The sequence below is a fragment of the Microcoleus sp. MON1_C5 genome (genome assembly GCF_036701875.1).
In the GTDB taxonomy this organism is placed as follows: domain Bacteria; phylum Cyanobacteriota; class Cyanobacteriia; order Cyanobacteriales; family Microcoleaceae; genus Microcoleus.
Window position 1 is genome coordinate 1 of record NZ_JAUBRN010000050.1, and the last position, 26620, is coordinate 26620.

Annotated in this window: 16 protein-coding genes; 6 read left to right on the forward strand and 10 right to left on the reverse strand. The window is 44.7% G+C overall.

Annotation, left to right across the window (positions count from 1 at the left end):
* Nucleotides 1-64: 64 nt before the first annotated feature.
* Nucleotides 65-547 carry an MAE_28990/MAE_18760 family HEPN-like nuclease gene (locus QUA71_RS21525; protein WP_333288096.1) on the reverse strand — a complete coding sequence of 161 codons (483 nt, stop codon included), beginning with the start codon at nt 545-547 and terminating at the stop codon, nt 65-67.
* 84 nt (nt 548-631) lie between these two features.
* Nucleotides 632-1141 carry a DUF262 domain-containing protein gene (locus QUA71_RS21530; RefSeq protein ID WP_333288098.1) on the reverse strand — a complete coding sequence of 170 codons (510 nt, stop codon included), beginning with the start codon at nt 1139-1141 and terminating at the stop codon, nt 632-634.
* A gap of 433 nt (nt 1142-1574) precedes the next feature.
* Here QUA71_RS21530 and QUA71_RS21535 point away from each other — a divergent pair, with 433 nt between their 5' ends.
* Nucleotides 1575-3497, forward strand: coding sequence for an ABC-F family ATP-binding cassette domain-containing protein (locus QUA71_RS21535; protein ID WP_333288100.1), 1923 nt, complete (start codon nt 1575-1577; stop codon nt 3495-3497).
* A gap of 166 nt (nt 3498-3663) precedes the next feature.
* On the opposite strand, the gene QUA71_RS21540 is transcribed toward QUA71_RS21535, so the two are convergent.
* Nucleotides 3664-4323, reverse strand: a complete 660-nt coding sequence (locus QUA71_RS21540) for a DUF2290 domain-containing protein (protein WP_333288102.1) — start codon at nt 4321-4323, stop codon at nt 3664-3666.
* A gap of 90 nt (nt 4324-4413) precedes the next feature.
* Nucleotides 4414-6504 (reverse strand): ATP-binding domain-containing protein, encoded by a 2091-nt coding sequence (locus QUA71_RS21545; protein ID WP_333288104.1) that lies wholly within the window; start codon nt 6502-6504, stop codon nt 4414-4416.
* An 853-nt stretch (nt 6505-7357) separates the two neighbouring features.
* On the opposite strand from QUA71_RS21545, the gene QUA71_RS21550 reads away from it, so the two are divergent.
* Together QUA71_RS21550 and QUA71_RS21555 are read left to right on the forward strand one after the other, a co-directional pair.
* Nucleotides 7358-8659 carry a hypothetical protein gene (locus QUA71_RS21550; RefSeq protein WP_333288106.1) on the forward strand — a complete coding sequence of 434 codons (1302 nt, stop codon included), beginning with the start codon at nt 7358-7360 and terminating at the stop codon, nt 8657-8659.
* Between the two features lie 328 nt (nt 8660-8987).
* Complete coding sequence (locus tag QUA71_RS21555) at nt 8988-9563, forward strand: TIGR04376 family protein (RefSeq protein WP_333288107.1); 576 nt, start codon at nt 8988-8990, stop codon at nt 9561-9563.
* Between the two features lie 1121 nt (nt 9564-10684).
* On the opposite strand, the gene QUA71_RS21560 is transcribed toward QUA71_RS21555, so the two are convergent.
* The 6 genes from QUA71_RS21560 to QUA71_RS21585 all read right to left on the reverse strand — a co-directional run bounded on the left by QUA71_RS21560 (nt 10685) and on the right by QUA71_RS21585 (nt 21291).
* Nucleotides 10685-11581: a pirin family protein gene (locus QUA71_RS21560; RefSeq protein ID WP_333288109.1), complete on the reverse strand. Its 897-nt coding sequence runs from the start codon at nt 11579-11581 to the stop codon at nt 10685-10687.
* 155 nt (nt 11582-11736) lie between these two features.
* On the reverse strand, nt 11737-11952 hold the full coding sequence (locus QUA71_RS21565; protein WP_333288111.1) for a hypothetical protein: 216 nt from the start codon (nt 11950-11952) through the stop codon (nt 11737-11739).
* A gap of 592 nt (nt 11953-12544) precedes the next feature.
* Entirely contained in the window at nt 12545-17095 is a 4551-nt protein-coding gene (locus QUA71_RS21570; RefSeq protein WP_333288113.1) for a CHAT domain-containing protein, read from the reverse strand.
* A gap of 707 nt (nt 17096-17802) precedes the next feature.
* Nucleotides 17803-19416: a glutamine-hydrolyzing GMP synthase gene (gene guaA, locus QUA71_RS21575; protein WP_333288114.1), complete on the reverse strand. Its 1614-nt coding sequence runs from the start codon at nt 19414-19416 to the stop codon at nt 17803-17805.
* A gap of 335 nt (nt 19417-19751) precedes the next feature.
* Nucleotides 19752-20909 (reverse strand): cobalt-precorrin-5B (C(1))-methyltransferase CbiD, encoded by a 1158-nt coding sequence (gene cbiD / locus QUA71_RS21580; RefSeq protein WP_333288117.1) that lies wholly within the window; start codon nt 20907-20909, stop codon nt 19752-19754.
* A 226-nt stretch (nt 20910-21135) separates the two neighbouring features.
* Nucleotides 21136-21291, reverse strand: a complete 156-nt coding sequence (locus tag QUA71_RS21585; protein WP_333288119.1) for a hypothetical protein — start codon at nt 21289-21291, stop codon at nt 21136-21138.
* 429 nt (nt 21292-21720) lie between these two features.
* On the opposite strand from QUA71_RS21585, the gene QUA71_RS21590 reads away from it, so the two are divergent.
* The 3 genes from QUA71_RS21590 (at nt 21721) to QUA71_RS21600 (ending at nt 26560) form a co-directional block, all read left to right on the forward strand.
* Nucleotides 21721-23154: an MFS transporter gene (locus tag QUA71_RS21590; protein ID WP_333288121.1), complete on the forward strand. Its 1434-nt coding sequence runs from the start codon at nt 21721-21723 to the stop codon at nt 23152-23154.
* 631 nt (nt 23155-23785) lie between these two features.
* Complete coding sequence (locus QUA71_RS21595) at nt 23786-24829, forward strand: DUF2235 domain-containing protein (protein WP_333288123.1); 1044 nt, start codon at nt 23786-23788, stop codon at nt 24827-24829.
* An 84-nt stretch (nt 24830-24913) separates the two neighbouring features.
* The gene (locus tag QUA71_RS21600; protein ID WP_333288125.1) at nt 24914-26560 is read left to right on the forward strand and encodes a peroxidase family protein; all 1647 of its coding nucleotides are present in this window, start codon (nt 24914-24916) and stop codon (nt 26558-26560) included.
* Nucleotides 26561-26620 lie beyond the last annotated feature (60 nt).

A 26620-nucleotide genomic window follows, 5' to 3' on the forward strand; every position in this document is an offset into this window, starting at 1 on the left:
TACCGTTTTTTCAGAGGGGTCTAAGGGCTATGTCCTTTATTTTATCAATGTTTTGACGGGGTTGTCACCCCGTCAAATCGATGAGTTCTTTGATAGTTTTAGCATCCAAATTTCCCGATATGGGAATATTAGATGGGTCTAACGAAACCATCTCATCATCCAAAACCGATTTAATTAATTCCTGAAGATTGTCAGCTACACTATCCTTTTTGATATATGAGTCTCTGAAACTTTTACTTTTATCGTTCAGCAACCACAATCTCTTTATTTTTGGACTTAAATCTTTATAAGTTAATTGCTCGATTAAAATAACATCATGAATGGCAGTTATACCATTTCTAATAGAAGATTCGACCAGATTGTATAATAGCAGATAGCAATGAGACTTCAAGATTTTTTGAATCTCGCTATCAACAATATATTCACCTGAGGGGAAGACGATCGATTTAGCAGACAATGCACCAAGTTGTTCGATTTTATCTACTAATTCAAAATATTTCTGGATCTCTGCCACTCGCCTGTTAAAGTCTCTGATAAACTCTTTCATGGGCTGTGACTTAAAAGTTGGTTTTTAACATCATATCTCTTAAGTTTACTGGAAAGATATGTCGGTACGCCCTTCAATATCTTTTCAAGAGTTGATGCGATAAAACACTTCATTTATTACTCTCTCATCAGCTTTGTCTGAGAGAACGATCGTTCGGAGTGAAGTATTTTTAAACTTTCTTTGGCGTGAGGGTGCGAGATCCTTAAAATAGGAACCATTTAGAGAATCTAATGTTTTGAGGTTGCTCAGTTGCAACTGATTTGTTAGGAAAGCTGCCAGAGTCATCACCCTCTGAGCTCCATCAACAATCGCTAGTTTTCCAGTTTTTTTGATTTCTGCGACAATGATGGCAGCAATAGGAACACCAAGAATAATGGATTCCATGAATAGAGATTGATGATTTATATCCCATCTCAAGTTTCTTTGAAATTCAGGAATATAAATTTCACTGAGATTGCCATCATCTTTTTCCCGGTATTTATTGACTATGAATTCGATGGTGTATTCTCTGGTATCGTAGTCAATTTCTTGCCTTATTTCGTCAATTTGCTTTTCTGCCCTAGTGATGATGTCTTGCTTAACTGCTTTAGACATAAGAACCCTTCTTTATAACTTTGCTTAAATAGCTGTAGCCCTAATTAATATAGCAAGGTTTGATTATTGTACGCCCAATATTTATAATACGCTACAACTCAGGATTAGGGGCTACTGGATTACGGCATCTCATGGATAAGAACTCGGCTGAATTATCACACATAACTCAGCAGGTTAGATAGATAATTAGACTGCAATATGGAGTCTAATTATTTTAATATTGACATTTTACTGCATAGGATTTTTGTTTGTCAATCCCCACTGCCGATCGCACTTCAGTCAAAGTTCACCCATTTATCAATACTTATATAGTCCGAAAAATCGAGTTCGCCCTTGTCTTGAAAAACTTTCATCCGAACGATAGACCATATCCATGCAACCGGACACGATCGAACTAAGTTAAACTAAGTCAGGTAAATGACTTTCTATACAGATGACTATTTTTACTCTGCGATCGATCAAAAAAGACTTCGGCATCAAGGAACTCTTGACAGATGCCAGTTTCAGCCTCGATGAAGGCGATAAAGTCGGACTCATCGGCACCAACGGTTCCGGCAAATCAACCCTGCTGAAAATGATTGCCGGTATGGAGTCGATCGACTCTGGCGATCGCTGGGTCAATCCAGGGTCTACAATTGTCTATCTCCCCCAACAGCCGGATTTAGACGAAAATCACACTGTCTTAGAGCAAGTATTTGCCGACAGTGGCGAACAAATGGCTTTAGTGCGCGAATACGAGGAAATTTCGGATCAATTGTCCCACGGCAAAGGCGATACAGACAAGTTGATGGCGCGTCTGTCTGCAGTGTCTGAACGCATTGATGAGGTGGATGCGTGGGATTTGGAAACCAAGGCGAAATTGATTTTGACTCAGTTGGGGATTGAGGATTTTGATGCGAAAATTGCCGATTTGTCCGGCGGCTACCGCAAGCGAATTGCCTTAGCAACAGCCTTGTTGTCCGAGCCCGATGTGTTGCTGATGGATGAACCGACAAACCACTTGGATGCGCTGTCTGTGGAGTGGTTGCAGAACTATTTGAACGGCTATCGCGGTGCTTTGCTGCTGATTACCCACGATCGCTATTTTCTCGATCGCGTTACCAATCGCATCCTGGAGATCGATCGCGGCGACCTTTACAATTATGCTGGCAATTACGCTTATTACTTGGAGAAAAAAGCCTTAGCTGAAGAATCCGCCGCCAGCACTGTTCGCAAACACGCGGGTGTATTGCGGCGCGAATTGGAATGGCTCAAACGCGGGCCGAAAGCGCGGAGTACCAAGCAAAAAGCTCGGATCGATCGCATTAAAGATATGCGCGCCCAGGAGTTCAAAACAGCCAACGGCAAAGTCGAGATTGCGACAGCGGGCCGCCGGATTGGTAAGAAGGTGATTGAGTTATTGAATATCTGTAAAGCCTATGGCGATCGCACTTTAATTAAAGATTTTACCTACAATTTCACACCCGAAGACCGGATTGGAATTATTGGTAGCAACGGTGCCGGAAAATCGACGCTGACGGATATCATCACCGGACGCATTCAGCCGGATTCGGGTACTGTCGAAATTGGCACAACCATTCATATCGGTTATTTTGACCAGCATTCAGAGGATTTGACCCCAAACGAAGACCAGCGAGTTATTGAATACTTGAAAAGTGTGGCGGAATTGGTGCAAACGGCGGATGGGGAAATCATTACCGCTTCTCAAATGTTGGAAAAGTTTCTGTTTCCACCCAATCAACAGTATGCACCGATTAACAAACTTTCCGGCGGGGAAAAGCGCCGATTATTTCTGTTGAAAGTGCTGATGAGTGCGCCGAACGTGCTGATTTTGGACGAACCGACAAACGACCTGGACGTGCAGACTTTGGCGGTTTTGGAGGATTATCTCGAAGATTTTAACGGCTGCGTGATTGTGGTGTCCCACGATCGCTATTTTCTCGATCGCACGATCGACATGGTTTTCGCCCTCGAACCGGGCGGCAATTTGCGTTTGTATCCCGGCAATTATTCGGTGTATTTAGACTACAAGAAAGCCGAAGAAGCCAAAGAAATCAAAGGGCAAAAAGAAAGAGAAAAACTTACACACCCCGCTGAATCTAATAATTCTAAAACCCAAAGTTCCACTCAAAAATCAACCAAAGTTTCCTTTAATGATAAGCGCGAATACGAACAATTAGAAACTCAAATCCCGCAGATGGAAGCTGAGAAACAAGAGATTGAAAAGAGGTTGTCTAACAATGCTCCCAGCGGGTTTGCCGAGGTGAAGAAGTTATCGGATCGTTTGGCTCAGTTGACGCAGCAGATCGATCGGGCGACTGAGCGCTGGTTGGAATTGGCCGAACGGGTGGGTTAATTTGGGTTGTGCTGTAGAACATCACGAAAAAACAATAATATATTGTAGGGCCTGGTTTAGCCTAGCTTCTAAACTAGAATCGAGTTTACTGTGGCAAAACCTGCCCTCCCCACGTGATGTTTATTTGTACCCACTTACTTACAGTTAAGTATGCTAATTTATTTGGTCATTCAATAGCTATGTGCAATATCTTTTTTTCTCCGGAAGTTATAGTTTTATTAAAAAGCTTACTGGAAAATGTAAGTTGAGCTGTGAATTTTTTAAAGGCGGTGTTGTAAAAACTACGAAGAATAAAAGATATGAATGTACTGGATCCTATGGGAGAACAAACAGGTATTCTACAATTTTTGAATTGTCCCAAAGTTAGATGGGATTTTGGGTGATCTAATTCCTGATGGTTGTCGGGATCGTAATCAAATCTAATTGGTATTGGCAATATATTTTTTGCTATTATGTCTGCATATAGTTCGTCATTTTCATAAATCTCCGGATCATTCTGAAAGTTTTCCAAAAATGGTGATGGAAAGAAGGCTAATCTATGTGAAATTAAACTAGAATTTTCATAAGTATACATCAACTGGATTAACGCACCATCAATCATTTTGATATTATAGTTGTCATTTCTATCTAATTCCTCATACATCTCTTTGTAATCAACATTTTTCAATACTATTGAGAGATCCTGCATTCCAGAATATGCGATTGTATAACTACCTTTACCAGTCTGTGTAGATGAAGGAAAATTTTGTTTATCCGATAAACCAATTAATATTAATTTTTGAGTAATTTCCTTAATTTCTTTGAAAATCTCTTGATGGCTAGTCATTAAACTTATTCATAAATTAGATTTTACTTTATGCAGGACAAGAGTTTTATATTAGTTTCTGGGTATGTTCAAGATTCTCAAAGCTTGTCTTTAGAGTTGATTTACTAAATCTTGTAAGTCTTCTTTTTGGATTTCACCTTTTTCAATAGCTTGACGCAGGTCTTGTAGGCGTGAAGCTCTAAGACCACGTTCCTTTGGGTTGATCTCTCTATTAATAAGATTCATTTTTTTTCGTTCTTCTTCTGTAGGATAAGTAAATTCAAGAACAAAGTTTCTCCCATTAATCTTCTCAAATTCTTCTACTAAACCTCTCATATTTTCACCATAACCTAATACTCTTATCCAAGCTTTGCTTCTTGTCATCGCAGTAAATAAGATATTTCTTTTCCTAGCAAGTTCTAAGCCTGAGAAGCATTCTTGAGCATTGATTACATAGATCATTGCAGCTTCATTTCCTTTGGCTCTGTTGATACTCGTAAAAATAATAGTCGCTTCACGAAAAAAATCATCGGGTGAAGTTGTTACTCCAGCAAGGTTAGAGTTAATCCCCTTTTCAAATAGTAAAGCTCTAGCATCTCCAACAGCCTCTCTAGTTGTCAGTGGATTAGAGTGGATAACCATTATATCGTCACATTTCAACTCATCTTCCTTCAGATTCTTCTCGATTTCATTTGTTAACCATTCAATTTGTGTTTGGTTACTATCAAAAGATTTTAACATAATTAAGTCTTCAATAGATGAATGAGATTCGAGGAACTTGGGACTGGTATTGTTAGTCCTAGAAAGCTTGACAAATTTTCCATCTTCAAGACTTCCAGCCTCTACTTCATAACCAATGTCTGTCCATAATCCCGCAGATTCAAACATCTGGATTAATCCTTCTTTTCTATATATACCAAAACCTAAAGCGTGTGCAGAAGTTAGGATGGGACGAGAATTCCTATAGCATTTTTCTAAAATAATGTCTTGTTTTGGCTCCCCTGGTTTGTTCTGAAGTTGAACCACTGGTTTACCGTGAGCATCTTTTCCAAAGATGACTTCCGGTGATTCCATTGTCTTTTTATTGAGATTTTGAAGCTCATCATAAGCATAAACCATTCTTTTGGGATCTTTTAAAATCCCATAACAAAGTTGCAGAAAATGTTGAGAAAAATCCTGGGCTTCATCAATTAATATAGCATCATAATAGCGATGATAAGTTTTAATTGAGTTGAGAGCTTCTTCACAAACTTTATCAAATTCTTGACCATATTTTGCAATCGTTTTGGCTGAATTTAAATCTCTATATTCAATGTTGTGTTTTTTGCAAAATTCATAATAAATCCCTTCTATTGATGGACTTCCCCAAGCATGAATAATTTTGATTTTATCCCAGTCAGGCTCTTCGCTTATATGTTCAATAGTAAAAGTATTAATAAGCTGTTTAAGTTGACCTTTGAGTGAGCGGGTATTAAAAGTGATAGCAATATTCCAATCGGGATGTTTGGCGTGTAGATATGCAGCTTTAAGGGCTAAAACTATGGTTTTACCTGAACCAGCAAGACCTCTAATTCTCTGTACACCTTCCACTGTTTCAATTACAGCAGCACTCTGATTTCTATCTAAGTTGGCTATAGATTCTTCTAGTTTATGTAGTTTGGCACCCCTAGAGTTTTCTTGCTGAACATAGCTACGCTGCTTTCTTTTTCTTATGGAAGTCATAGCTTGTATTACTGAGTTAAGCTTCTCAAAATATTCATTGGATTTGCTCCAAATTTGTTCTTTCAAATACTTTTCTAGGTCTGAGTCATTAGTTATGATAGGATAATCATCCAAAAAACTATTATTGGGTTTAATCCTCCAAGCTGGTGCAAATGTTACAACACCAATTTCCACCATTAATGATCTTTTGTTAGTAAGAAATTTATGTTGAAGTAGTTTAGATTGAATTTTATTTATGCTCTCATCTTGTGCTTCTTCTATGTTTAGACTGGTGTCAGTTCCTTCGACAAGGTTGAAAATAACAACACCCTGCTCTCTGGATACCAAAAGAGCATCAATCTGATAGCCGCCCTGAGAGGTTCCGATTATTGGGTATCCTAGATATAAGTTGCCATCGATATCAGCTCTCTTCTCAAAGAATTCAGCTAGCCTTCTAGATGACTCTGGTTTATCTACATCGCCTCGAATAACGTTAACCATGAAATGTTGCCTTACCTAATGTATGTACCTTTATTATCCCTCAATTCGGAGCGATCGTCCAACCTGTATTTTTAATGCGAAAGCCGGAACTCGCCGTTGGGATGCTGCACAAGTTTCGCTGGATATTCCCCTCAGCTTTTATCCTCTGTCAAGCTCCAGCAATGACAATTTTCTTGCTGGACTGAATCAGGCTAATTTAGAGTTTGCTATTTTTTGCAAAAAAAATTTGATCGCGCGCTCTTTATTATAATTTAAACTTATGTTTAGCCTTAAGGACTTTTTTTATTTTCATATTACAAATAGTGTTGTAAAAAAACAACTATTAGGAATAATTCTTATTTAGCCGACGATTTTGCAACCTTTGACAATTTATTACCTAAGTGGGATGAAGCTATGGTACTATTAAAGTTATAAAATCGGTTGCTTGTTACTACTCTCAAGTAAACTGACCAACAAACTTAAGACGAGTAAAAGTCTGAAAGCCTTGTTAAACCTGCAAGGCGATCGGAAACAGCGCCAAAAAACCCGCTTTTTTTGCGAGAGCCTCAAGTAAAGCTGTATGTCAAAAACTGGGAAGACCCGGAGGGTGGGGTTGACACAAGCAGTAGAATATGCAGTAAAAGTCAGCCTAAGCAAATAAGACTGGCAGCAGAAAAAAGGGACTAAAAGGCCCAAAACAGGTAAAAAAAAAGTCGATCGGGCAAAGTAAGTTGGCCGAGGACTAAAAATATGGTGATGAGTGAGATACAATTGACCTGTTCCGAGCCAAGAATTGGTCAACATCACAAGTATCCTGTAGAAGTCAAAAGTTAACAGTCTCAGGGTTGTCGAGCAGCGCGAATCAGAGAAAACTATGCCTCAAAAAGTAATCGCCAAACAGATGTCTTTGGAATCAGCGTCCGATCCGATCTCCGTGGTTGCGACCGTGGAAACAGTGCCAGCCGAAGCAGTGGCAGTAGAGTCCTACGCCGATCGGTTGATGGACGAACTGTTTGAAGGAGTCGATCGAGCATTCGACGGCAGCGACGGACTGCCATCGGAACCAGTGCAGCCTGAATTCGTGGCGCTCAAGTCGATCTCTGTACCTCAAATAGTTTTGTCGCAGTTGGCACCCCCGCAGCCGCAGGGGGGGGAAAAAGACGTAGAAGCGATCGCCCGCCAAGTCGCCCTAGAAACAGCCAAAAAACAGCAGTCCAAACAATCATTCGACAGAATCCTGCTGGGAGCAGCATGTGGGTCGCTGCTGCTAGTCATGGGCTTGTGGCTGGCAAGCCGGTCGGGACTGGTGCGCTTGCCCGCCGCCTCCGCACCAGAGAGGTCCGTAGCAAGTGGCAAAACAGCACCAGACACCCCGTTTGTCGAATACGTGCAGCGTTCGCTAGAAGCGATCGAACAAAAAAAAGCACCCCAGGCTAACCCGCAACTTGCAGGAGTTCCCGGAGTTGCCACTCCAGGGACGCTGCCGAGCATTTCAATTTCCGGCGCGCCGCCGGCAACCGCAGGTCTTTCGACAGCAGTCAACCGCATCGCTGATGCCCTAGAACAAGTCGGCGCGCAACCGGGAGCACCTGCACCCCAAATCGTAGTCATCCCTCCCCCCGCTCAGGTGACTGTGGCTCCGGCTGCTCCGGTAGCTGCTGCTCCGGCTGCTCCGGTAGCTGCTGCTCCGGCTGCTCCGGCTGCTCCGGCTGCTCCGGTAGCTGCTGCTCCGGCTGCTCCGGCTGCTCCTCAAACCGCCGCAGTTTCGCCCTCGCCGGCGGCTCCAGCCTCCGGTCGAGCGATCGCCGCCGCCGGCACTCGATCTCCCCTCGCCGCTTCCCCTTCCCCCTCGGAGTCTCCACAGCCGAAGATTTTGGCTCGCGAAACCGAACCGGCACCAGCACCAGCGCCCGCAGCCCAGCAATCCGCGCCCGCGCCCGAGCAATCGGCACCGGCCGTCAGCAGCGCCCCGACTTCCGCCCACACGCTGGTAGGGATTTTGGAGTTGGGCGATCGATCGGCTGCTTTGTTTGAAGTAGACGGCGTAGCCCGCAGAATTTATGTGGGCGAAAGCATCGGCGCTAGCGGTTGGACGCTGGCAGAAATCAAAAATCAAGAAGCAGTGATCCGCAAGGGAGGAGATGTGCGATCGGTTTTTGTCGGCCAAAAGTTCTAATCAGTTATCAGTCATTAGTCATCAGTCATTAGTTATGAGTTAGGTCATCGGTAATCAGTAATGGGCAGCGATCGGGCTGTATATCACGAGCAGTGAAAACAGTTATAATATAAGAACCGCCAAGACGTTCTTAATGGCTGAAACCATTGCTCTTATTACTTCTTGCTTCTATCCGTTAAATCGGTTCCCCAATTCGTTGCCGAACTTTCTTCTGCTATAACTAACAACTCAGGATCAATAATCGATCTCCAGTGACTAAGAACCAATGACTAATAACTAATGACCAATGACTAATGACCCAGGACTAATGACTGAGGAATTATAAAAAATGGGCTTATTTGATGATTTCAACCGCTTTCTAGAAACCCGATTAGAAGAATTTTTGCGTAGCAATCCCCATCTGGAATTGCAGGCAATAGAAGAACAACTGAAGGAACAAGAAGAAGACACTCTGCGGCTGATTCTCGATATCCAAAAACAAGAGAAAAAACTGCAAGCCGAAATTCTCTCCGCCGCTCAAGAAATTCAGCGTTGGAACGATCGCATCAACAAAGCTAAAGCTGCTCAAAGGCTCGATTTAGCTCAAGCCGCCCAAGAGCGGCAAGCCGCTTTGCTGCGTCAGGGAAATCAGCGCTGGGGTCAAATGCAAGGCTGCAAAGAACGGATTGAAAAAGCAAAAGAACTGTACCGCCAAATTCAAGTACGGCGAAAAGAAGTCCGAGCAAAAGCCGCAGAAGCTGCAACTCGCACGACCACTAAAACAGAGCCAAATTGGGATACAAAGGGTTGGAATCAGAGTTCAAATTATAACAGTTTTAATGCGGCAGATCCTTTAGAAGAAAAGTTTCAACACTGGGAAGCTCAGGAAGAACTAGATCAAATGAAGCGAAATATAGGCCGATAGTTACGAAATTGTCCCAATTTTTTAGGGACTGGTTCACTCGAAACTCGGATTCCCAACGCTTATACTCGTCAAGCCCCCAGACTCTCAGGTATGGCGATCGCTCGCTCAGACTTTATATAATTACCATCCTAAACTTGTAGGGACAATTAATCAATCATCCCTACAATATTCTCACCTAATTAATTAGCGTTGCACATTTATGGTATAAGCAAAAGCTCTAGTCAACTAACAAAACCTATGATTTTTCCGGGCTGTCAATCCACCAATATCAATAAAAATGGCTGGAAAAGAGGTAAACAAAACCATATTTGTTGAGAGTGCCGTCGGCAATTTATAGATGTTTATTCTGAGACCCGGTTATCTCCAAGAGGTAAAAAAGCCGTGTCTCCATCTCTACCGATAAGGAGATGGGTTTCGGCGGATAGAATGTCTGACTGGGGTTTCTCATAATACAGTTATTAATTGTGTTAAAGAGGTGAGAAACAGCCGATCAACTCAACCTGATTATTATGAAATTCCCGAACTAGCCCTGATAGATACAGCAGATTCCACGTTTATGAAAAACACCGGGCTATCGCTCTATCTCCGCCGTAGGGACACATAACTCGGCTGTTGTCCCTACTTCATAAACCTGGAATAGGCTCTAATCTGTGTTTCATCTGAGATATTGCACCATTCTCAATCACCCTTCTATGGGCGGGCTAGAAGAGTAACTGGCCACAAGAAAATTTAATCTTTATGGAAGAGACCCAAAATGCCTTTTAAGCAAGAATGTGCAAGATGTCAGTTTCATCGGACTGATGTTCACTCATGTTAGCGCATGATATCATTTCCGGTTACACCGGAATGATGTTGACGGTTGACGGTTGACAGTGAACAGTCAACTGTCAACTGTCAACAGTGAACTCGAATTTACTATTCCGATGCTAACGGATTTGATATGAATAGATATCCCAAAGAATTTTTATACGCAGATTTGGCTCCCATATTTTGTGGCAACCCACGCACAAATCTATGCCTAACGGCATCAAAAGTTTTGGAATAATAGGCGTGAAGATTAGAGTAAAAAAGACAGATTCAGAATCAACAAAAAGTTTTTTAATTTAAATCGCTGCGGTTATTCACAACGGTTGCTCTGCTTGAGAAGGTGCCTCTTCTGGCAGCGGAATAAACTCTGTCTCTTGAGGAACCTGAGCAAACCGTCCCTCTCTCCAATCGAGTTTAGCTTCCTCAATGCGCGAGTGGCGACTCGAAACAAAATTCCACCACTTATGCCGCTCACCAACAGGTTCACCGCCAATCACAACACAACGAGCCTTGCCTGAAGCAGAAATGTTTACTTCAGTGCCTGAATTTAGAACTGCCAACCGATGTTGTTCCAGAGGCACTCCATCGAGCAAAAGCCCCTCTGTTACGCTGTAAACCGCCTGTTCGCTGTAATGGCCCGGTAAGGTAAATTCTTGTCCAGCAGTTAGTTGCACGTCCAGATAAATCATGGGTGAAAATATTTGAACTGGCGAAGTACGACCATAGGCCTCACCGGCAATTAGGGTGAACGAAACTCCTGCATCCTCCCAAACAGGCAGCTCAGAAGCCGGATGATGCCGAAACCAGGGGTCGGTTTCTTCGTATTCATCGGGAAGTGCTATCCAGGTTTGAATGCCATGCAGGATGGCTTCTTTGCTGCGCTCATCGTCAGGCGTGCGTTCGGAGTGGACAATGCCTCGCCCTGCTGTCATCCAATTCACCGCACCGGGACGGATTTCTTGAACGCTGCCCACACTATCACGATGCAGCAAAACACCTTCAAACAGGTAGGTGACGGTTGCTAAGTTGATGTGCGGATGCGGTCTGACATCCACGCCCCGGCCGGGTGGAAACACCGCAGGGCCCAGATGGTCAAAAAAGATAAACGGGCCTACCAGTGCTAGAACGTCTGAGGGAAGCAAGCGACGGGCTTGGAACCCACCCAAATCTTGAATGTGTGGCTCAATGAGATGCTGGATGGTATCCGTCATAATGTTTATGAAGTTGCGAACGCTAATTGTTTATGTCAAAAGTGCATTATACAAAAAGCTATCCTTGTAGAGGGCGATCGCAATATCAGTGACTGGTCTAAACTTTTCCAATCGAAAGCGGTTGTAGAGTGTCGAGTTCTCAACGAGCTTTCTGCTTACGAGACGATGGAGAGTTCATCACTGACTTGAATCCGACCTTTGACCAGGGAGCGAATCAGACGATCGAGTGAGCCACGTTCTTCTTCACTGATGGACTCATCAAGGATAGCGGCCATCATGCCGTAGCGGTCAGCTTTGGTAACGCGGTGAGTATCGGTGACAGTGGCCATTAATTCGTTGATAGCGCCGGGGAGAAGATTAACTGGAGACATGAGATTGTTTTGAACTCGACACCTTAATCATCTCGTGGTTTCTTCTAAGAGCAAGTGATGGTGCTGGTTTTTTTGCGTGATAATACTGAAAATATTGGGTGAACCAAGTCCGTGTTACCAGTGATCGAAGTCACAACATTGAAACCAATGCAGCGGTGGAAAAATTACAACCCACCTTCCGCCCTTTGACTATCACACCGTGATAATTTTCGTCTTTCACGAGTCTGAACTTCCTGCTGTGCAAAAGTTTCAGACCTTCATAGGAAGAACTGCCCCTTCTTCAACTAATTCTCAACAAGTAACGACTGTTGACTTTTTATTTCCTCAAAATTGATGCAAACCTCATGGCTTGGGCAAAAATACCTGAATGTGAGAGTCATATCAAATCCGCCCTTCATCGGAATTATTCATCTCTCTTCCCTTCCTCTGTATCCTCTGCGTCCTCTGTGGTTTAATTCTTCCGATATAACCGGAATTGATATCAAAGGGCCGGACGTGGGGTGTAAGACACCAGAAAAATGATAATTTGGCCCACTAAGTACGTAAGAGCAGGTATTAGGTCTCTTGACGACAGGAAATTAGCTTTTCCGGGTTAACGTTTCTCTGCTTCGCCAATGAGGGTAAAAGCGGCCCAATCTACAGGATTAGGATGTTTGACCAATGTCACCAGCATGGCCTTCCGCAGCGCTTGGGCAATATCAGGGGTTAGCTGCATCTGCCGATAAAATTCCGCCATCAAGTCGGCTGTTGATTCGTCGGCTACTGACCACAGAGAAACTACAACACTCGGAACGCCTGCTGCAATAAACGATCGCGATAAACCAATGATGCCATCGCCTGTAATACGACCGCGACCCGTATTGCAACCACTCAAAACGACGAGTTCGGCATTCAACCTCAAATTAAAAATTTCGCTAGCAGTGAGTAAACCACTGTCACCCTTGCTTGGGGCAAGTGCGATGACTCCAGGTACGCCCAATCCCTCCACGTCATCCAGGATGCCGTGAGTTGCTAAATGCACGATGCGCGATCGCTCTATTTGCTGTAAAACTGCTACTTTTGTCGCTTTGTCGCCTGTAAGCGGTTCAGCATTCAAAAGCTGAGCAATCGCGATCGCTTCGGCTTCAGCGTGTGGGAGTGAAGACAGTTGTTGAGGAGGTTGGTTCGTCGTAAAGGCAACACTTGGCATGGTAGGATTCCCAACGACTAGCGCACCTTTTCCTGAAGCAAGCTGTTGCTGTTTCTTGGTTAAAGACAGGACTTGAATTGAAGGTGCTGTTAAAATAGTATGTTTTTCTATCAAGTATTTTCCCGAACTATCTTGCAGCGCGGCAAAGGGAACTAAGAACAAAGATTCATGAGGAATAAAGGTAATTCGCGACGCTGGATCTTGAGGTAGAAGGTCAGCAATTGGTTCGATCAGTAGTTGATAAAGCTCTTGCAATGACGGGTCTAAAAATCGTTGCTCGACAATAGGCATGGTTCCGGTGGGATTTCTAGCTGGTTGGGATCGCTGCTTGTTTTGCAGGCAACTGGGAATGAAGCAACGACCTTGAGTAATCAAGGCTTTTAATGAAGTTTTTTCTTCAGCCAAACGTTTCAAACTGATGCGACGAAATTCAATTTTTCCGGTCGGCTGCGTTACCCAGATATAAAGTTCTGAATCTTGCACTTTTCTTTGACCATCAGCTTCTACATCTTCTTTGATAATCGAGTAAGAAACTAAAGTGGAATTGTGTTCTTTAGCAATTTGTTTAATTTCCTGGATGTCGATCGGTTTTATTTGATTTTCCGATAATTTTAGGGTAGCCTGTGCTGACTGGGAAGAAAAACGGCTGGTCAATAATCTAACAAAAGCTTGCGCCCGTCCACGCTCTGCTATTTCTAGCGCTTCGTTATGCTGATTTTGATTTGCCAGCACTTCTTGTAACATACTATAACTTGTTTCTTGGGTTTCAAAAATTGAAATTAAATTGAGATCGTTATTTTTTAAATTTGACCGCAGAGATTCCCAAATTTCAATGGCTGAAAATAAAGTTTTGATAGCTTCTGCTGGTTGCTTTGCTTTGTATAAAGCGTCACCTAAATTGCTGAGTGCGCGGCCTTGGGCGTGACGATCGCTCAGTTCTCTGGCAATGGCTAAACTTTGTTGGTAAGACTCAATCGCTTGACTATAATTTTTGACAGCATAGTAAGCAATTCCTAAATTTTCTAAAGCGCGACCTTGAACGAAGCGATCCCGCAGTTCTAAGGCGATCGCTAAACTTTGTTTCTGCTCTTCAATTGCTTTGGCATAATCAGTCAGGGAATAGTGTACTAATCCTAAATTACTCAAAGCAAGGGCTTCGCCTCGGCGATCGCGCTGCTGTTTAGCAATCGCTAAACTTTGCTCTTGATATTCTACTGCCCTTGTATACTCTTTTTTGGCGTAGTAAACTAATCCCAAATTTCTTAGGACACTCGCTTCTAAATCAGCCGATTTTAGGGAATGCGCTACTTCCAAACTTTGCTCGTAGTATTCGATTGCTTTTTTATAATTGCCAATCGCGCCGTAAGCAGCTCCCAAACCAATAAAAGCTTGTCCCTTTCCCAATAAATCGGCCCTGGATTCAGCTTGTGCTAAGCGCTGCTGCTGGTAAGAAATTGCTTTTTCATAATCTCCGATTGCGTAGTAAGTTGCGCCTAGATTGTTGAGCGCGTAGCCTTCCCTAGCGTCATCGCGGGAGAGTCTCGCCAGCTCTAAATTCTGCTGGTAGCAGGCGATCGCTTTGCTGTAGTCTTTCGGGGCAGTTTGGAGGGGCACTCCTGCCTGCTGCTCCAATAATTGTTCCTCAGTTAAGCACTGAATGGCACTCGGTGTCAGGCTTACTAAGCCATTGTTTAGAGGTGCGAGTTCAGGGAACTGAATGCCAGATGGTGCTGGTGATTTTGGTGGCACCGGGGAAGCTATGACCCCTGGTGGTTCTGGTGGCAGCGATGGTGCTGCTGCTGGTGCTGCTGGTGACGGCAGGGGAGATACGATCGCTGGTGGTTCTGGTGGCTGCGGGACGATGAGCGGTGGTGGTTCTGGTGGCTGCGGGGCAGAGCCAGGTTGGTTCACTGACGGCAGGAGAGGTATGAGCGGTGGTGGTTCTGGTGGCTGCGGGACAGGTGATGGTGCTGGCACCGGGGAAGGTATGACCGCTGGTGGTTCTGGTGGCAGCGCGGGAGCCACCTCCACCGAAGGATTTGGTGGATTGCTAAGGAAGCTGATCTCACCTGCCTTGATTCCGCTAGTGTTGATGTTGCCCGAACTGATGTTGCCTTCTGAATAAAGGGTGACGCCGCCTCCGTTTCCAATGAAGCTAGAGGTTGTAATTCCACCGGTGGCGATCGCGTTTGTCCCATATAGGAAAATTGACCCACCGTTACCGGCTATCGAGGAAGCGTTCAAGGTGCTGGCGTTCGTATTGATGCTTCCCCCCGTGCTGTAGAGGGTAATATTGCCGGCATTGCCCGTTAAAGTTGAAGTATTCAGGTTTTCCGCTGTGATGTCCCCGGACGCTACCAGCGCGAGATCTCCGCCATTTGAAGTAATGGATGCTGCTTGAATGCTGTTTGCAGCGCCTAAAAAAACTGAACCTGCGATCGCGATATTGCCAACTTGAATGCTGGCAGGTGAAGAACTGGCGGGTGCTAGAGTGCTGTTTCCAGTGAGGGGAGTGGGTAGGTTGCCAGCCGTTAAAACCAACTGCGGTCGATCGCTAGATGCGGAAGTGATAGCCAGATCGCCGGCTGCGATCGCGCCTTCGGCTTGCACTCCCAGAGAAGCGCCTGCGTAATTACCAAAAGAGACGTTTCCGCCTGAGACGATCGTAGAACCGCCTGAACTTGCGAAGTTGCCGGGGCTACCTTGAAGTGTGGCAATTGAGAAATCGCTGCCAGCTCTGAAGAGGGCATCACCGGATACAGTACCGTTACTGGTAAGTGTGATGCGGCCGTCAGCGCTCAGTAAGCTTTGGGAGTGATTGCGCGCCTGGATGTCTATTTGGCGATCGCCCTGTACGGCTAGGTTTCCACCCGCATTAGTAACAAAAGAGTTAGCCGCGCTGTCGCGGATACGGACTATTTCCCCCGCTTGCAATTTCAAGTCACCGGTTGTTTGTAGTTGCCTGTTTGCTAGGGTCAGGTTACGCGCGGCTGACACTGTAGCCGTTTGAGCAGACACTGCTAAATTTTGGTTCGCACCTGTTGCCTGAGTGTCGGCGATCGCCACATCGCCAGCTTCTACCCGCAAGTCTGAATTCGTTAGCTGTACGCTTCCGTCGCTGTTAACTGTAACGCCTGTAGCGTTGCTGCTACCTCCTGTCAGTAGTTGGGACAGGGTGAGGGGACTCAACGGCACAGAAGCAGAATCTAGATTAGAAGAGGGGGAAATTTCTAAACTCAGCAAATGGCCTGCTTGAGAAATGCGGACTAAGTTTTCTCCGGGCACCGATGCGATCGCAATTTGCCCGGAAGGTGCTGACAAAGTACCGGGGCTGAAAACTGTTCCGCCTATTAAAGCTAGCGTTTGCCCGTTAGGTACGCTCAGTTGACCGAAATTTGCGATCGCCCCTAGCTGAGCTGTACCAAAATTTAAAATGCTTGGCGTTCCTATCAGCATAGCGTATTCATTAACGCCAACTGCCTGAAACCAATTGTTGCCAAATCCGATTCCGGTTGCTGTCGTTGCCAAGAAGGAACCAGGCACGTTCAGTTGAGCGTTAGAACCAAAAACAATCCCCGCCGGATTCATCAAAAATAAGTTACAACTACCGCCTATTACTTGAATTAAACCGTTAATATAAGAAGCATCGCCACCCACAACTCGCCCTAGAATATTGCGGATATTTGGCTGAGAAATAAAGTTAACAATTTGACCGTCTTTGAGTCCAAACTGCTGAAAGCTATGAAAGAGATTAGTGCCGTCTTTTGAGAGCTGTCCCCCGTTGATGTTAAATTGATTGCCGGAGGCATTAACAGCAGTTCCTGTGCCATCGGGAGACGGAGTAATTGGCTGTCCTGTAGCAGCAGGTGAGAAGAGTAAAAAACCTAAAGATACCACCCAAGTATAAGTCAACATTTGCTGTTGATATCTTTTAGTTATTCTTGTTATAATCATTAGACTTCTCCGTAAAATAAATTATTTGCTGAGTGCGCTTAAATTATAATAAAACTTTTTCCTCAAAAAACATGAGTCGAGTTTAAGCTAAGCACGTTAAAAAGTGCGCTCGTAGCTCAACTGGCGAACGTTTATAGAATTCATTTGATATCTAAGCGGCTGCAAGCCCGATCGGCATCAGCCTAATAACAATACTCCGGAGAGTTTTTACTTCATAGTCTGAAACCCTTGATTTTTCCTTGGTAGTTCGATTGCCGACTCGCCTTGGAAGCCATATTATACTGTTGGTTACCAAACACTGTCCGAAGTCTTGTAATAAAACAAAGATTAACCTTGGCACTTGCATCAACTAGAGTTCTCTAAAAATTACTGACGAGGATTTTGCACGTCTCTATCCAAGCATTTGCCCCTTCTCTTCCCCTACCTTGCCACAACCGGAAAAAACAAGGATTCGAGGATGATCCACTCTTCGTCTCTGAGGCTGGTAGAGTATGGCCTAACTGCTGGATACGAATTTTGCAGTCACTTTACTTCAATACAGTAAAAAATGTCAAATGGGTTCTATAAAAGCGCTCGCCCTTCTCACTCCCCCATCCCCTGAAACTGGTGAAGCGTAGCTATCCCAGAGGGAATCGCCCTTTTATCCAAAATCAAAATAAGTAGACAGACAAAAAAATCTGTCCGCCTACTTAATCGCTAATTACAAATCACTCCCACTCGATCGTTCCCGGTGGCTTAGAAGTAATATCGTAAACCACCCGGTTCACCCCCTTAACTTCATTCACAATCCGGTTCGAGATCAGTTCCAACAAATCGTAAGGAACGCGCGCCCAGTCAGCCGTCATCCCGTCTTCACTCTTAATAAATCGCAAGACGATCGGGTAAGCATAAGTGCGCTGATCGCCCATCACGCCTACACTGCGAATCGGTAGCAAAACTGCAAAAGCTTGCCAAAGTTCACCGTACAATCCGTGTCGGTTAATTTCTTGGCGAACAATGAAGTCAGCATCCCGCAAAATATTTAGTCTCTCGGAGGTAACTTCTCCTATAATCCGAATCGCCAATCCCGGGCCGGGGAAAGGTTGCCGGTTTACGATTTCTTCGGGAAGCCCGATCGACCGGCCGACTTTTCGCACCTCATCCTTAAACAGTTTTCGCAGCGGTTCAATCAACTTAAATCGCAAATCTTTCGGCAAACCCCCCACGTTGTGGTGGCTTTTAATTTTAACAGCAACTCGCTCGCCACTTTTCGGGTCTACATTAGTGTCAGCCGACTCAATCACATCAGGATAAAGAGTACCTTGTGCCAGGTAGTCGAAGGGGCCCAGACGCTTCGATTCTTCTTCAAATACGTTGATAAACTCGTGACCAATCCGCTTGCGTTTTACTTCCGGATCGGTAATCCCTTCAAGTTGAGCTAAAAAGCGTTCGCGAGCATTCACATACTCAACGTCAATGTGGAATTGCTCTTTAAATAATTTTACCAACCGTTCTGGTTCATACTTCCGCATAAACCCTTGGTCGATAAACATACAGGTAAGTTGGTCGCCGATCGCCTTATGCAGCAAGAAAGCCAAAGTAGAAGAATCTACCCCACCCGATAGAGCCAGCAAAACTCGTTTATCTCCCACTTGCGCGCGAATTTCGCGAATCGATTCCTCCACAAAAGTAGCTGTCGTCCAAGTCGGTTCGCACTCGCAAATGTGGTAAACAAAATTGCGAATTAAAGCTATTCCCCCGATCGAGTGAACTACTTCTGGATGGAACTGAACGCCGTACAAATTTTTCTCGTGGTGAGCAACAGCAGCAGACGGAGTATTGTCCGTGTGAGCGAGGATCTCAAAACCCGGCGGCAGTTCAGTACAGGAGTCTCCGTGGCTCATCCACATCGTGCTCCCCTCTTCGACATTTGTCAGCAAATCCGTAGGATCGTCAATAAATAGCGATGCCTTGCCGTATTCCGCTAATTTAGATCGCTCAACCGTGCCTCCGAGCTGCTTTACCATCAACTGCATCCCGTAACACACTCCCAACACCGGTATTCCCAAATTCCAAATTTCTGGGTCGCAGTGGGGTGCTTTTTCATCGTATACAGAACTCGGGCCTCCTGAAAGAATAATTCCTTTAGGATTGATAGCTTTTAACTGTTCTGCCGTAGTCCGGTAAGAAATAACTTCTGAATATACTTGAGTTTCGCGAATTCGACGAGCAATCAGTTCGGAATATTGCGAACCGAAGTCGAGAATCACGATCATCTGGCGATCGATCTGCCCCAGAGAAGAGTTTGTGAGGTCTGATTCAGTTTTTATTTGAGTAGTCACGGTTATTGCGTAATTGCTAATTGCTAATTGGGCAGAAAGTAGGGGAGGTATTTGTCGCGGCTTCACTACAAGACTGAGGAAGGCGAGCAAGCATTAGTCGCTAGGAATAAATCTTATTTATACTAGATTGCAGTCAGCGCTCGTAGTCGATTAATAGGGTTGAGGGCAAGCATAGATTTACTTTAATCCTTACCCTAATTAATTGAACTCTGGCGTCAAAAACTGCGTCCCCAAGCAACCTAGTATAATTAAGGTCTAGGGACAAAGAATTATTACTTGTTAAATATTATCCCTGAGCGATGTTTTAAACAGAATTCAGGGATATTCACACTACATTAACAAATTTGGGTCAAAAATGTATCTCCTATATCACTTTTAACAATAATTTTGCGATCGCGCCCGAACATGACCGATCCCACGGAGATGCGCCGATTAGTGTGAGTAAAAATGCAATCCGATGAGCGCAAGTCTATTTGTCGGGCGATGTCGCCGTAAATTCGATCGACCCAATTGCTCCCAAACTCGGCGTCTAAAGCCCGCAGTTGCCCGAGAGCCTCTTCGGCTGTCGCTGCGGCAAAAATTGCGGAACAAGCCTCAGCAGGCATCCCAGCCTTAGCACAGTAAGCTGTGAGAATTTCCCTGCGCCCGTCAGCGAGGTGGTGGTGAGTGTGAAAAATTCCCGCCGCCAATTTCATCAGTTTCCCGTGATAGCCAAAGAGCAAAATTGACTGCACGCCCTGATATCCGGCCTCTACCAGCAGCGGGCCGAGCCAGTTAGCGGTTTTGACTAGCCTCTCAGGATTAATCCCCAGTTGTCGCGCCAAATCCAAACCGTTTTCGCCGATGCAGAAAACCAAACAGTCAAACAGTTCGGCTTTTTGTTGCAGTTGTTCGCGGTAAACTTCCAACTGTCCAGGGGCACTCAGCGGTTGAGAAATGCCAGTTGTACCCAGCAGCGAAAGTCCTTCTACCACGCCGAAAGCTTCGTTAGAAGTGCGGGTGGCTAGTTGCCGCCCAGACGGCAGAATCAGGGTGACAGTAATTTTTTCTCCCCGTGCGAGTTCTCGGCTCAGATTCGATCGCAACAGCCGCATTGCGTAATCATAGATTGCCGCCCCTCCACCGACTGTGTGACGCCCGATACCTTCACCGCCGAGAATCACAATCTGCTCTCCCTCTCCCCGATTCTCTCCCTCTGTATCCCTCTCTCCCTCTTCCCAATTCCCCAATTCCACCATTGCCCAAACGGGGGTATTGCGAGTCAGATCGAGATTTTCCCCCGGATCGGAGCGAGTCACTCCTAAAGCGGTACCAGTTTTGAGTACAGACGCCTGTTCGATCGGAATTTCTGCCGTTATTTGCGGTTCCAGTAAATTTACTGATACGCGATCAACAGACGGGATACCCTCACGCAAGCACCGCAAAGCTGCAAGTGCGGCCGCACAGGCAAATACTGGCAGTGTATACCCGGATAAAGGTTGAGTTTTTGTCACAATCTAATGCAGGAATCCGTAAATTTACTGATGCTCGACATCACGCTGTAGCAATAATACCCCTCAAACATTTAAGCTTAATTTTAGGGTTTGCTACTTTTAGCAGTTAGGGTAATTTTTGTCAAGTAATCATTTTGTCCTACCAGTTGCCGATCTCAGCCACAATTTTTTTGAGGTGCGTTAGCCGATCCCTCGTAGAGCATCGCCAAAAACCCACTCCGAAGCCTTACTGGCAGGTGCGGGGGATTTCCCTAAACAACCCGGAATCTCGATCGTGAGCGCTGGGACTGAACAAACCGATTCCAGGAATTAGGTACAAATCGTTAGCAGCTATACTCGGCAAGTCGATCGTACTTCCTTCTATAGATTTAGCTAGCCGCAAAGGTTTGAGAGCAGAATCGAGGAGGGGCGAAATTTGCTTTTGCCCTTGGGGCGGCTTGTTTGAGGCGGAATTCGAGCAATTTTTGGCAGGCGAAATGCTGCGATCGCTTCCTTGTTAAGCGCTAAAACCTACTTTTAGACTATTAATTAGCAAATTTATATCTCCCAAGCGGTTGATGTTCCAGTAATCGCTTGCCATCTATATTAATAACCATTACCCGGAAGTGCCAGTCTAGCTTTCAAGCTCACATCTTGAAGGCGGGGCTGGTTTTATCTTAACAGGCTAGGTCAGCAATTTTTAGCAGAAAGATTAAATTTTATTTACACCGGCGCGTGAAAAATAATTTAATGGCCAGCCAGCCTCAAACCATTACCAAACCTGGGTTGGACAGTTTTTAATCTAAAATCTACAATCTACAATCGATTGACTATGGTTGAACCAGTTGCAGAGTTAAATGAACCTCTATCTCTTCAGAGTCCAGAAATAGTAGACCCGAAAATATTTCAGCTTGTTCTCTCTGCAAAAACAGCTCTCAAATTTTCTAAAAAAGACGTTCGATCGACCCTGAGATCCTCAACTCTAGACGGCGTTTTTGCCACTATCTTCGAGTCGGCGACCACCGGCGTGCTGCTGAGCAACTTCTTGCTGCAACTCGGCGCCAGCAGCGTGGAAATAGGTATATTTTCTGCTATTCCGATGGTGGTAAATCTCCTGCAACCACTAGGAGCCTACATCGCAGACCGCACAACCAGCCGCCGCTGGTACAACCTATTAGTATTCGGGGCGTCGCGGCTGCTGTGGCTGGTGCTCGCGGTGGCAATTGTTTGGGGTTCCCAGCACCCAGACCTCCACCAACTGCTGCAATGGACGCTGGTAACAGTCGTAGCAGCTAGTGTGCTGGCAGCTTTGGCCAATTCTAGCTGGTTCAGTTGGATGGCTGCTGTGGTTCCTCAGCGCTTGCGGGGACGCTATTTTGGCTTTCGCAACAGTGCTGTCAGCTTCATCACTTTGCTGGGAGTGCCGTTGATGGGATTGGGAGTGTCAACTTGGGACGGCGGCCCAATTTTTGGCTACGGTATTGTTTTATTTGTGGGTGTTTTGGCGGGAATGATTAGTTTGGGGTGTCAATCCTTCATGGGTGATGTGAATCCCCAGGTATACAAAAAAGATGCAGAGAGCGATCGACTTACAGAGAAAAAAGAAAAGCAAGTAACAGATTTTGTGCCTTCTGTGTTGAAAGATTCTAATTTTTTAATGTTTATTCTTTACTTCAGTGTGTGGACATTTGCTGTCAATCTCAGCGCGCCTTTTTTTAATATCTACCTGCTGAAAGATTTAAGCTTGGATGTGAGTTTGGTAACGATTTACACCAGCTTAAGTTCCGGCGCAAATCTACTGCTGCTGATGTTTTGGGGCAAGTTGGCCGATCGCTGGGGAAATCGCCCCCTGCTAATTGCGGTTGGGCTGGTGGTAGCGGTAACGCCTTTGTTGTGGTTGGGTACGGGCAATTACCCGTTTGCTCTATGGGTGTGGCTGCCGCTGCTGCACTTGTTGGGGGGAACGACTTTAGGCGCGATCGGGCTGTGTACTAACAATATTCAAATGGAGATAGCGTCGATCGAGCAACCTTCGACTTATTTTGCGATCGCCGCAGCAGTTTCGGGAGTAGCTGGGGCTTTGGGAACTACCGCCGGCGGCTTTCTTGCCGAACTTCCTGGCATGAGTTTGGGAGCAGTGTTTGCCCTCTCGGCTGGTGTTCGCTTGATTGCCCTTCTGCCTTTGGTTTTGGTGCGAGAACCTCGTAGCCAGTCGCTGCGGTCGATCGTCCCCACTTTGGGACGTTTCAATTTAAACCGCGGCTAGGAAATTTTCGCACAAATTTACCGATCGAGAAACCAGAAAAGCCCACAGATTGTTAAAAACTTCAAGCACATCGCAGAAAATCGGAGAGTCGCTGCAACAAATTTTAATCCAAAACATAGTCCAAACCTGTTATGTGTTCGGCCAATACGTCACCATTATCTTGCAGCTAAGTGACAAATCGATAAGATATAGCTGTTCTAAAAACTGACCAAGCAGAGCGTAAATCTGTTTAAATGTTTGTTAGCTATGGCATCCGCTCGTTACTCCTGTTAGGAGAATCGAGCCTTTTCCCAGAACCAAAGCTACTATTTCACGCTCTAAATTTTTTACGTTTTAAGAGAATCGAGCCTTTTCCCAGAACCAAAGCTAGGATTTCACGCTGTTTTTTGTTTAAGAAATATAAATAAAATTAACATTTTAATACAGCAAACTAGACTAGATGGTGTTTAAGGACTAATATCCTGAGAATCGAAATAACTCAAGATTGCCCAGCCAGATAACAATTTGGTCTAGCAAGAAATTATGAGGGATCGCGTGAGGTGACAGAAAAATGGGAAGTGGCAATTCTCTTGTAACCGATTACCAATGACAGGTCGCTATCAAATTTCAGATTCAAAGAGAGAATATAAAAATGACGAAACCAGGGAAACGTCTGATAGTTTGCTGTGATGGAACTTGGAACAAACTAGATACTCAGTGCCCAACTAATGTGGTTAAGCTTGCCCAGGCCGTGAAACGGACAGCCAGTGAGGGGGTTCCGCAGATCGTGTTTTATGACGAGGGAATTGGAGTGGACAGTAACAAGATTGTGGGCGGAGTCACTGGGCTGGGAATTGATAAAAATATACAAGATGCCTATCGTTTTCTTTCTTTCAACTACGATCGCGGTGACGAAATCTATCTATTCGGGTTCAGTCGCGGTGCTTACACAGTCAGGAGTCTAGCGGGGATGATCTATTGCTCCGGTCTCCTATCCCGCCGTTATGTTACCAAGGCATCAGAAGCTTACGAGCTTTACCGTAACCGAAGCATTAAACCAAATGATGAGGAAGCAAAGAGGTTCCGCAAAGAAAACGGCAAAGATCGGGGCGAGCGCGTCCCAATTACCTTGCTTGGTTGTTTCGACACCGTTGGAGCCCTTGGTATTCCTCTTGTACCCGCCTTGAAGAAGTTTGAGGGACAGCTCAAAACAAGGTACAAATTCCACGACATCACTTTAAATAAGGATATTGAGAATGCGTTGCACGCCGTTGCGATCGACGAAATTCGCGAAGTCTTTGATGTTACCCCGATGAAGAAAAATCCTGATGCCCCGAACCAGAAGCTTCGTCAAGTTTGGTTTCCAGGCCAGCATAGCTGCATCGGCGGTGGTACGCCAGAATCCCGCGGGTTATCAGATGCTGTCTTGAAGTGGATGTTGGATCAAATCAGTCACCTTGAATTGAAGCTTGAATTCGAGCCAGAAGCCATTGAGGATATCAAGCCTGATTATAAGGCTCCATTTAAAAACGATCCTGGGTTCTTCAAATGGGCAGGAATCAAGTGGCGCGAGGTGGGGGATACCATTGAGGATCTTCATGAAAGCGTGATCCAGCGATTGGAAAAAAGCCAAGACTATCGGCCTAAGAATCTGCAAAAGATTCTCTCCAAAGTAATTGAAAATCGAGAAAAATGATAAAAATTTATCAAACTCTCAGAACCGAATATCAGAAAATTTTGTAATCTACCTAATCTACAACAATCGAAAGGAAAAGGAATCATGACAAGAGATACATCTAGAGATGGATTGAGCAACAAAGCTTTAGCATATACGTTGACTCATTTCAAACCAATTTGGGACTTAGTTCAAAGTTACGAGCCTCTAAAACGTAAACTAAACAAATTTTTTCTCAATAGCATCATTTACAAACTTCCGACTCGCCCGCTTCCCTATAGCTTAATGGGCTTAGACCCCAAAATTCCAGGGACAGATATTCCCAAGAAAACTGATACCTATATCTCTTGGGATTCACTTACAGACAAGACTTATACTGGGCGACATTTACCTCCCGATCCGGAATTTAACAAAGAAGGAAATTTACCACCACTGGACAAAGTAAAGACCTTATTCCAAAAAAGAGACGGAAAAACCATTTATTCGGAAAAATCGACTCTGCTGTTTCCCTATTGGGTGCAGTGGTTTACAGATAGTTTTCTCCGGATAGATCACCAAAACCGCTTCAAAAATACCTCCAACCATCAGATTGATATGTGTAATGTTTACGGGTTGACCCGCAAACAAACAAATATGCTCAGAGCTTTCAAAGACGGTAAATTTAAAACCCAAAAACTCCAGCGAAAAGATGGCGTAGAAGAAGAGTATCCACTCTTTTATTATGCAGATCCTGAGCAGGGTATTATCGATCCTCAATTTGAAGGTCTTCATGCACCCCTTAATGATGAGAAAAGACAATCCCCCGAAAAGAAAGGCAAGCTATTTGCAATGGGAGTTGAACGGGCAAACGTCCAAATTGGCTATGTCATGCTCAACACTTTATGTATCAGGGAGCATAATCGAATTTGTGATGTTTTGTCCAAAAGCTATCCGGAATGGGACGATGAGAGGCTCTTCCAAACCGCGAGAAATATTCTCATGGTGATTGTTCTCAATATCATTATGGAAGAGTACATTTTCCACATTACGCCCTATAATTTTAGGTTCTTTGCCGATCCGGAAGCTTTTACCAAGGAAAGTTGGTATCGAGAAAATTGGATGGCGATTGAGTTTAGTTTTGTCTATCGCTGGCATAGTGCGGTTCCTGAAACCTTTATCTATGACGGCAAAGAAACATCCATGTACGATTCCCTCTGGAATAATCAGATGTTAATCGATAAAGGGTTGGGTGCATTGATGGAAGAAACTTGTTCCCAAGCAGGCACTAGAATTGGTTTGTTTAACACACCTGATTTTAAGATCGCAGGAACACCCTATACATTTATTGATGCTACCGAACTAGCATCTGTTAAACTCGGACGGCAGGCGCAGTTAGCCAGTTATAACGATTACCGCGAAATGTGTGGTTATCCCAGGGTGACTGATTTCAATCAAATTACGGGTGACGAATACGCTCAACAGAAATTAAAAGAGTTGTACGGTCATGTTGATAAGATTGAACTATTTGTCGGATTGTACGCTGAAGATGTCCGGAAAAATTCAGCAATTCCGCCTTTAGTAGCACGGATAATTGGCATTGATGCTTTCTCCCAAGCTTTAACTAATCCTTTGTTATCGCCTATAGTCTTCAATAAGGAAACTTTTTCCGAGGTTGGTTGGGAAATTATCCAAAATACCAAAACAGTCTCTGACTTAGTGAATCGTAATGTTCCTCCAAGCGATCCCAAGTACAAAGTCTCCTTCGATCTTTAAGTTGTAGCTGACAATTAAGACTCAAATTAGTTGGGGGTGCAAAGACACCTGCGCCCTCAA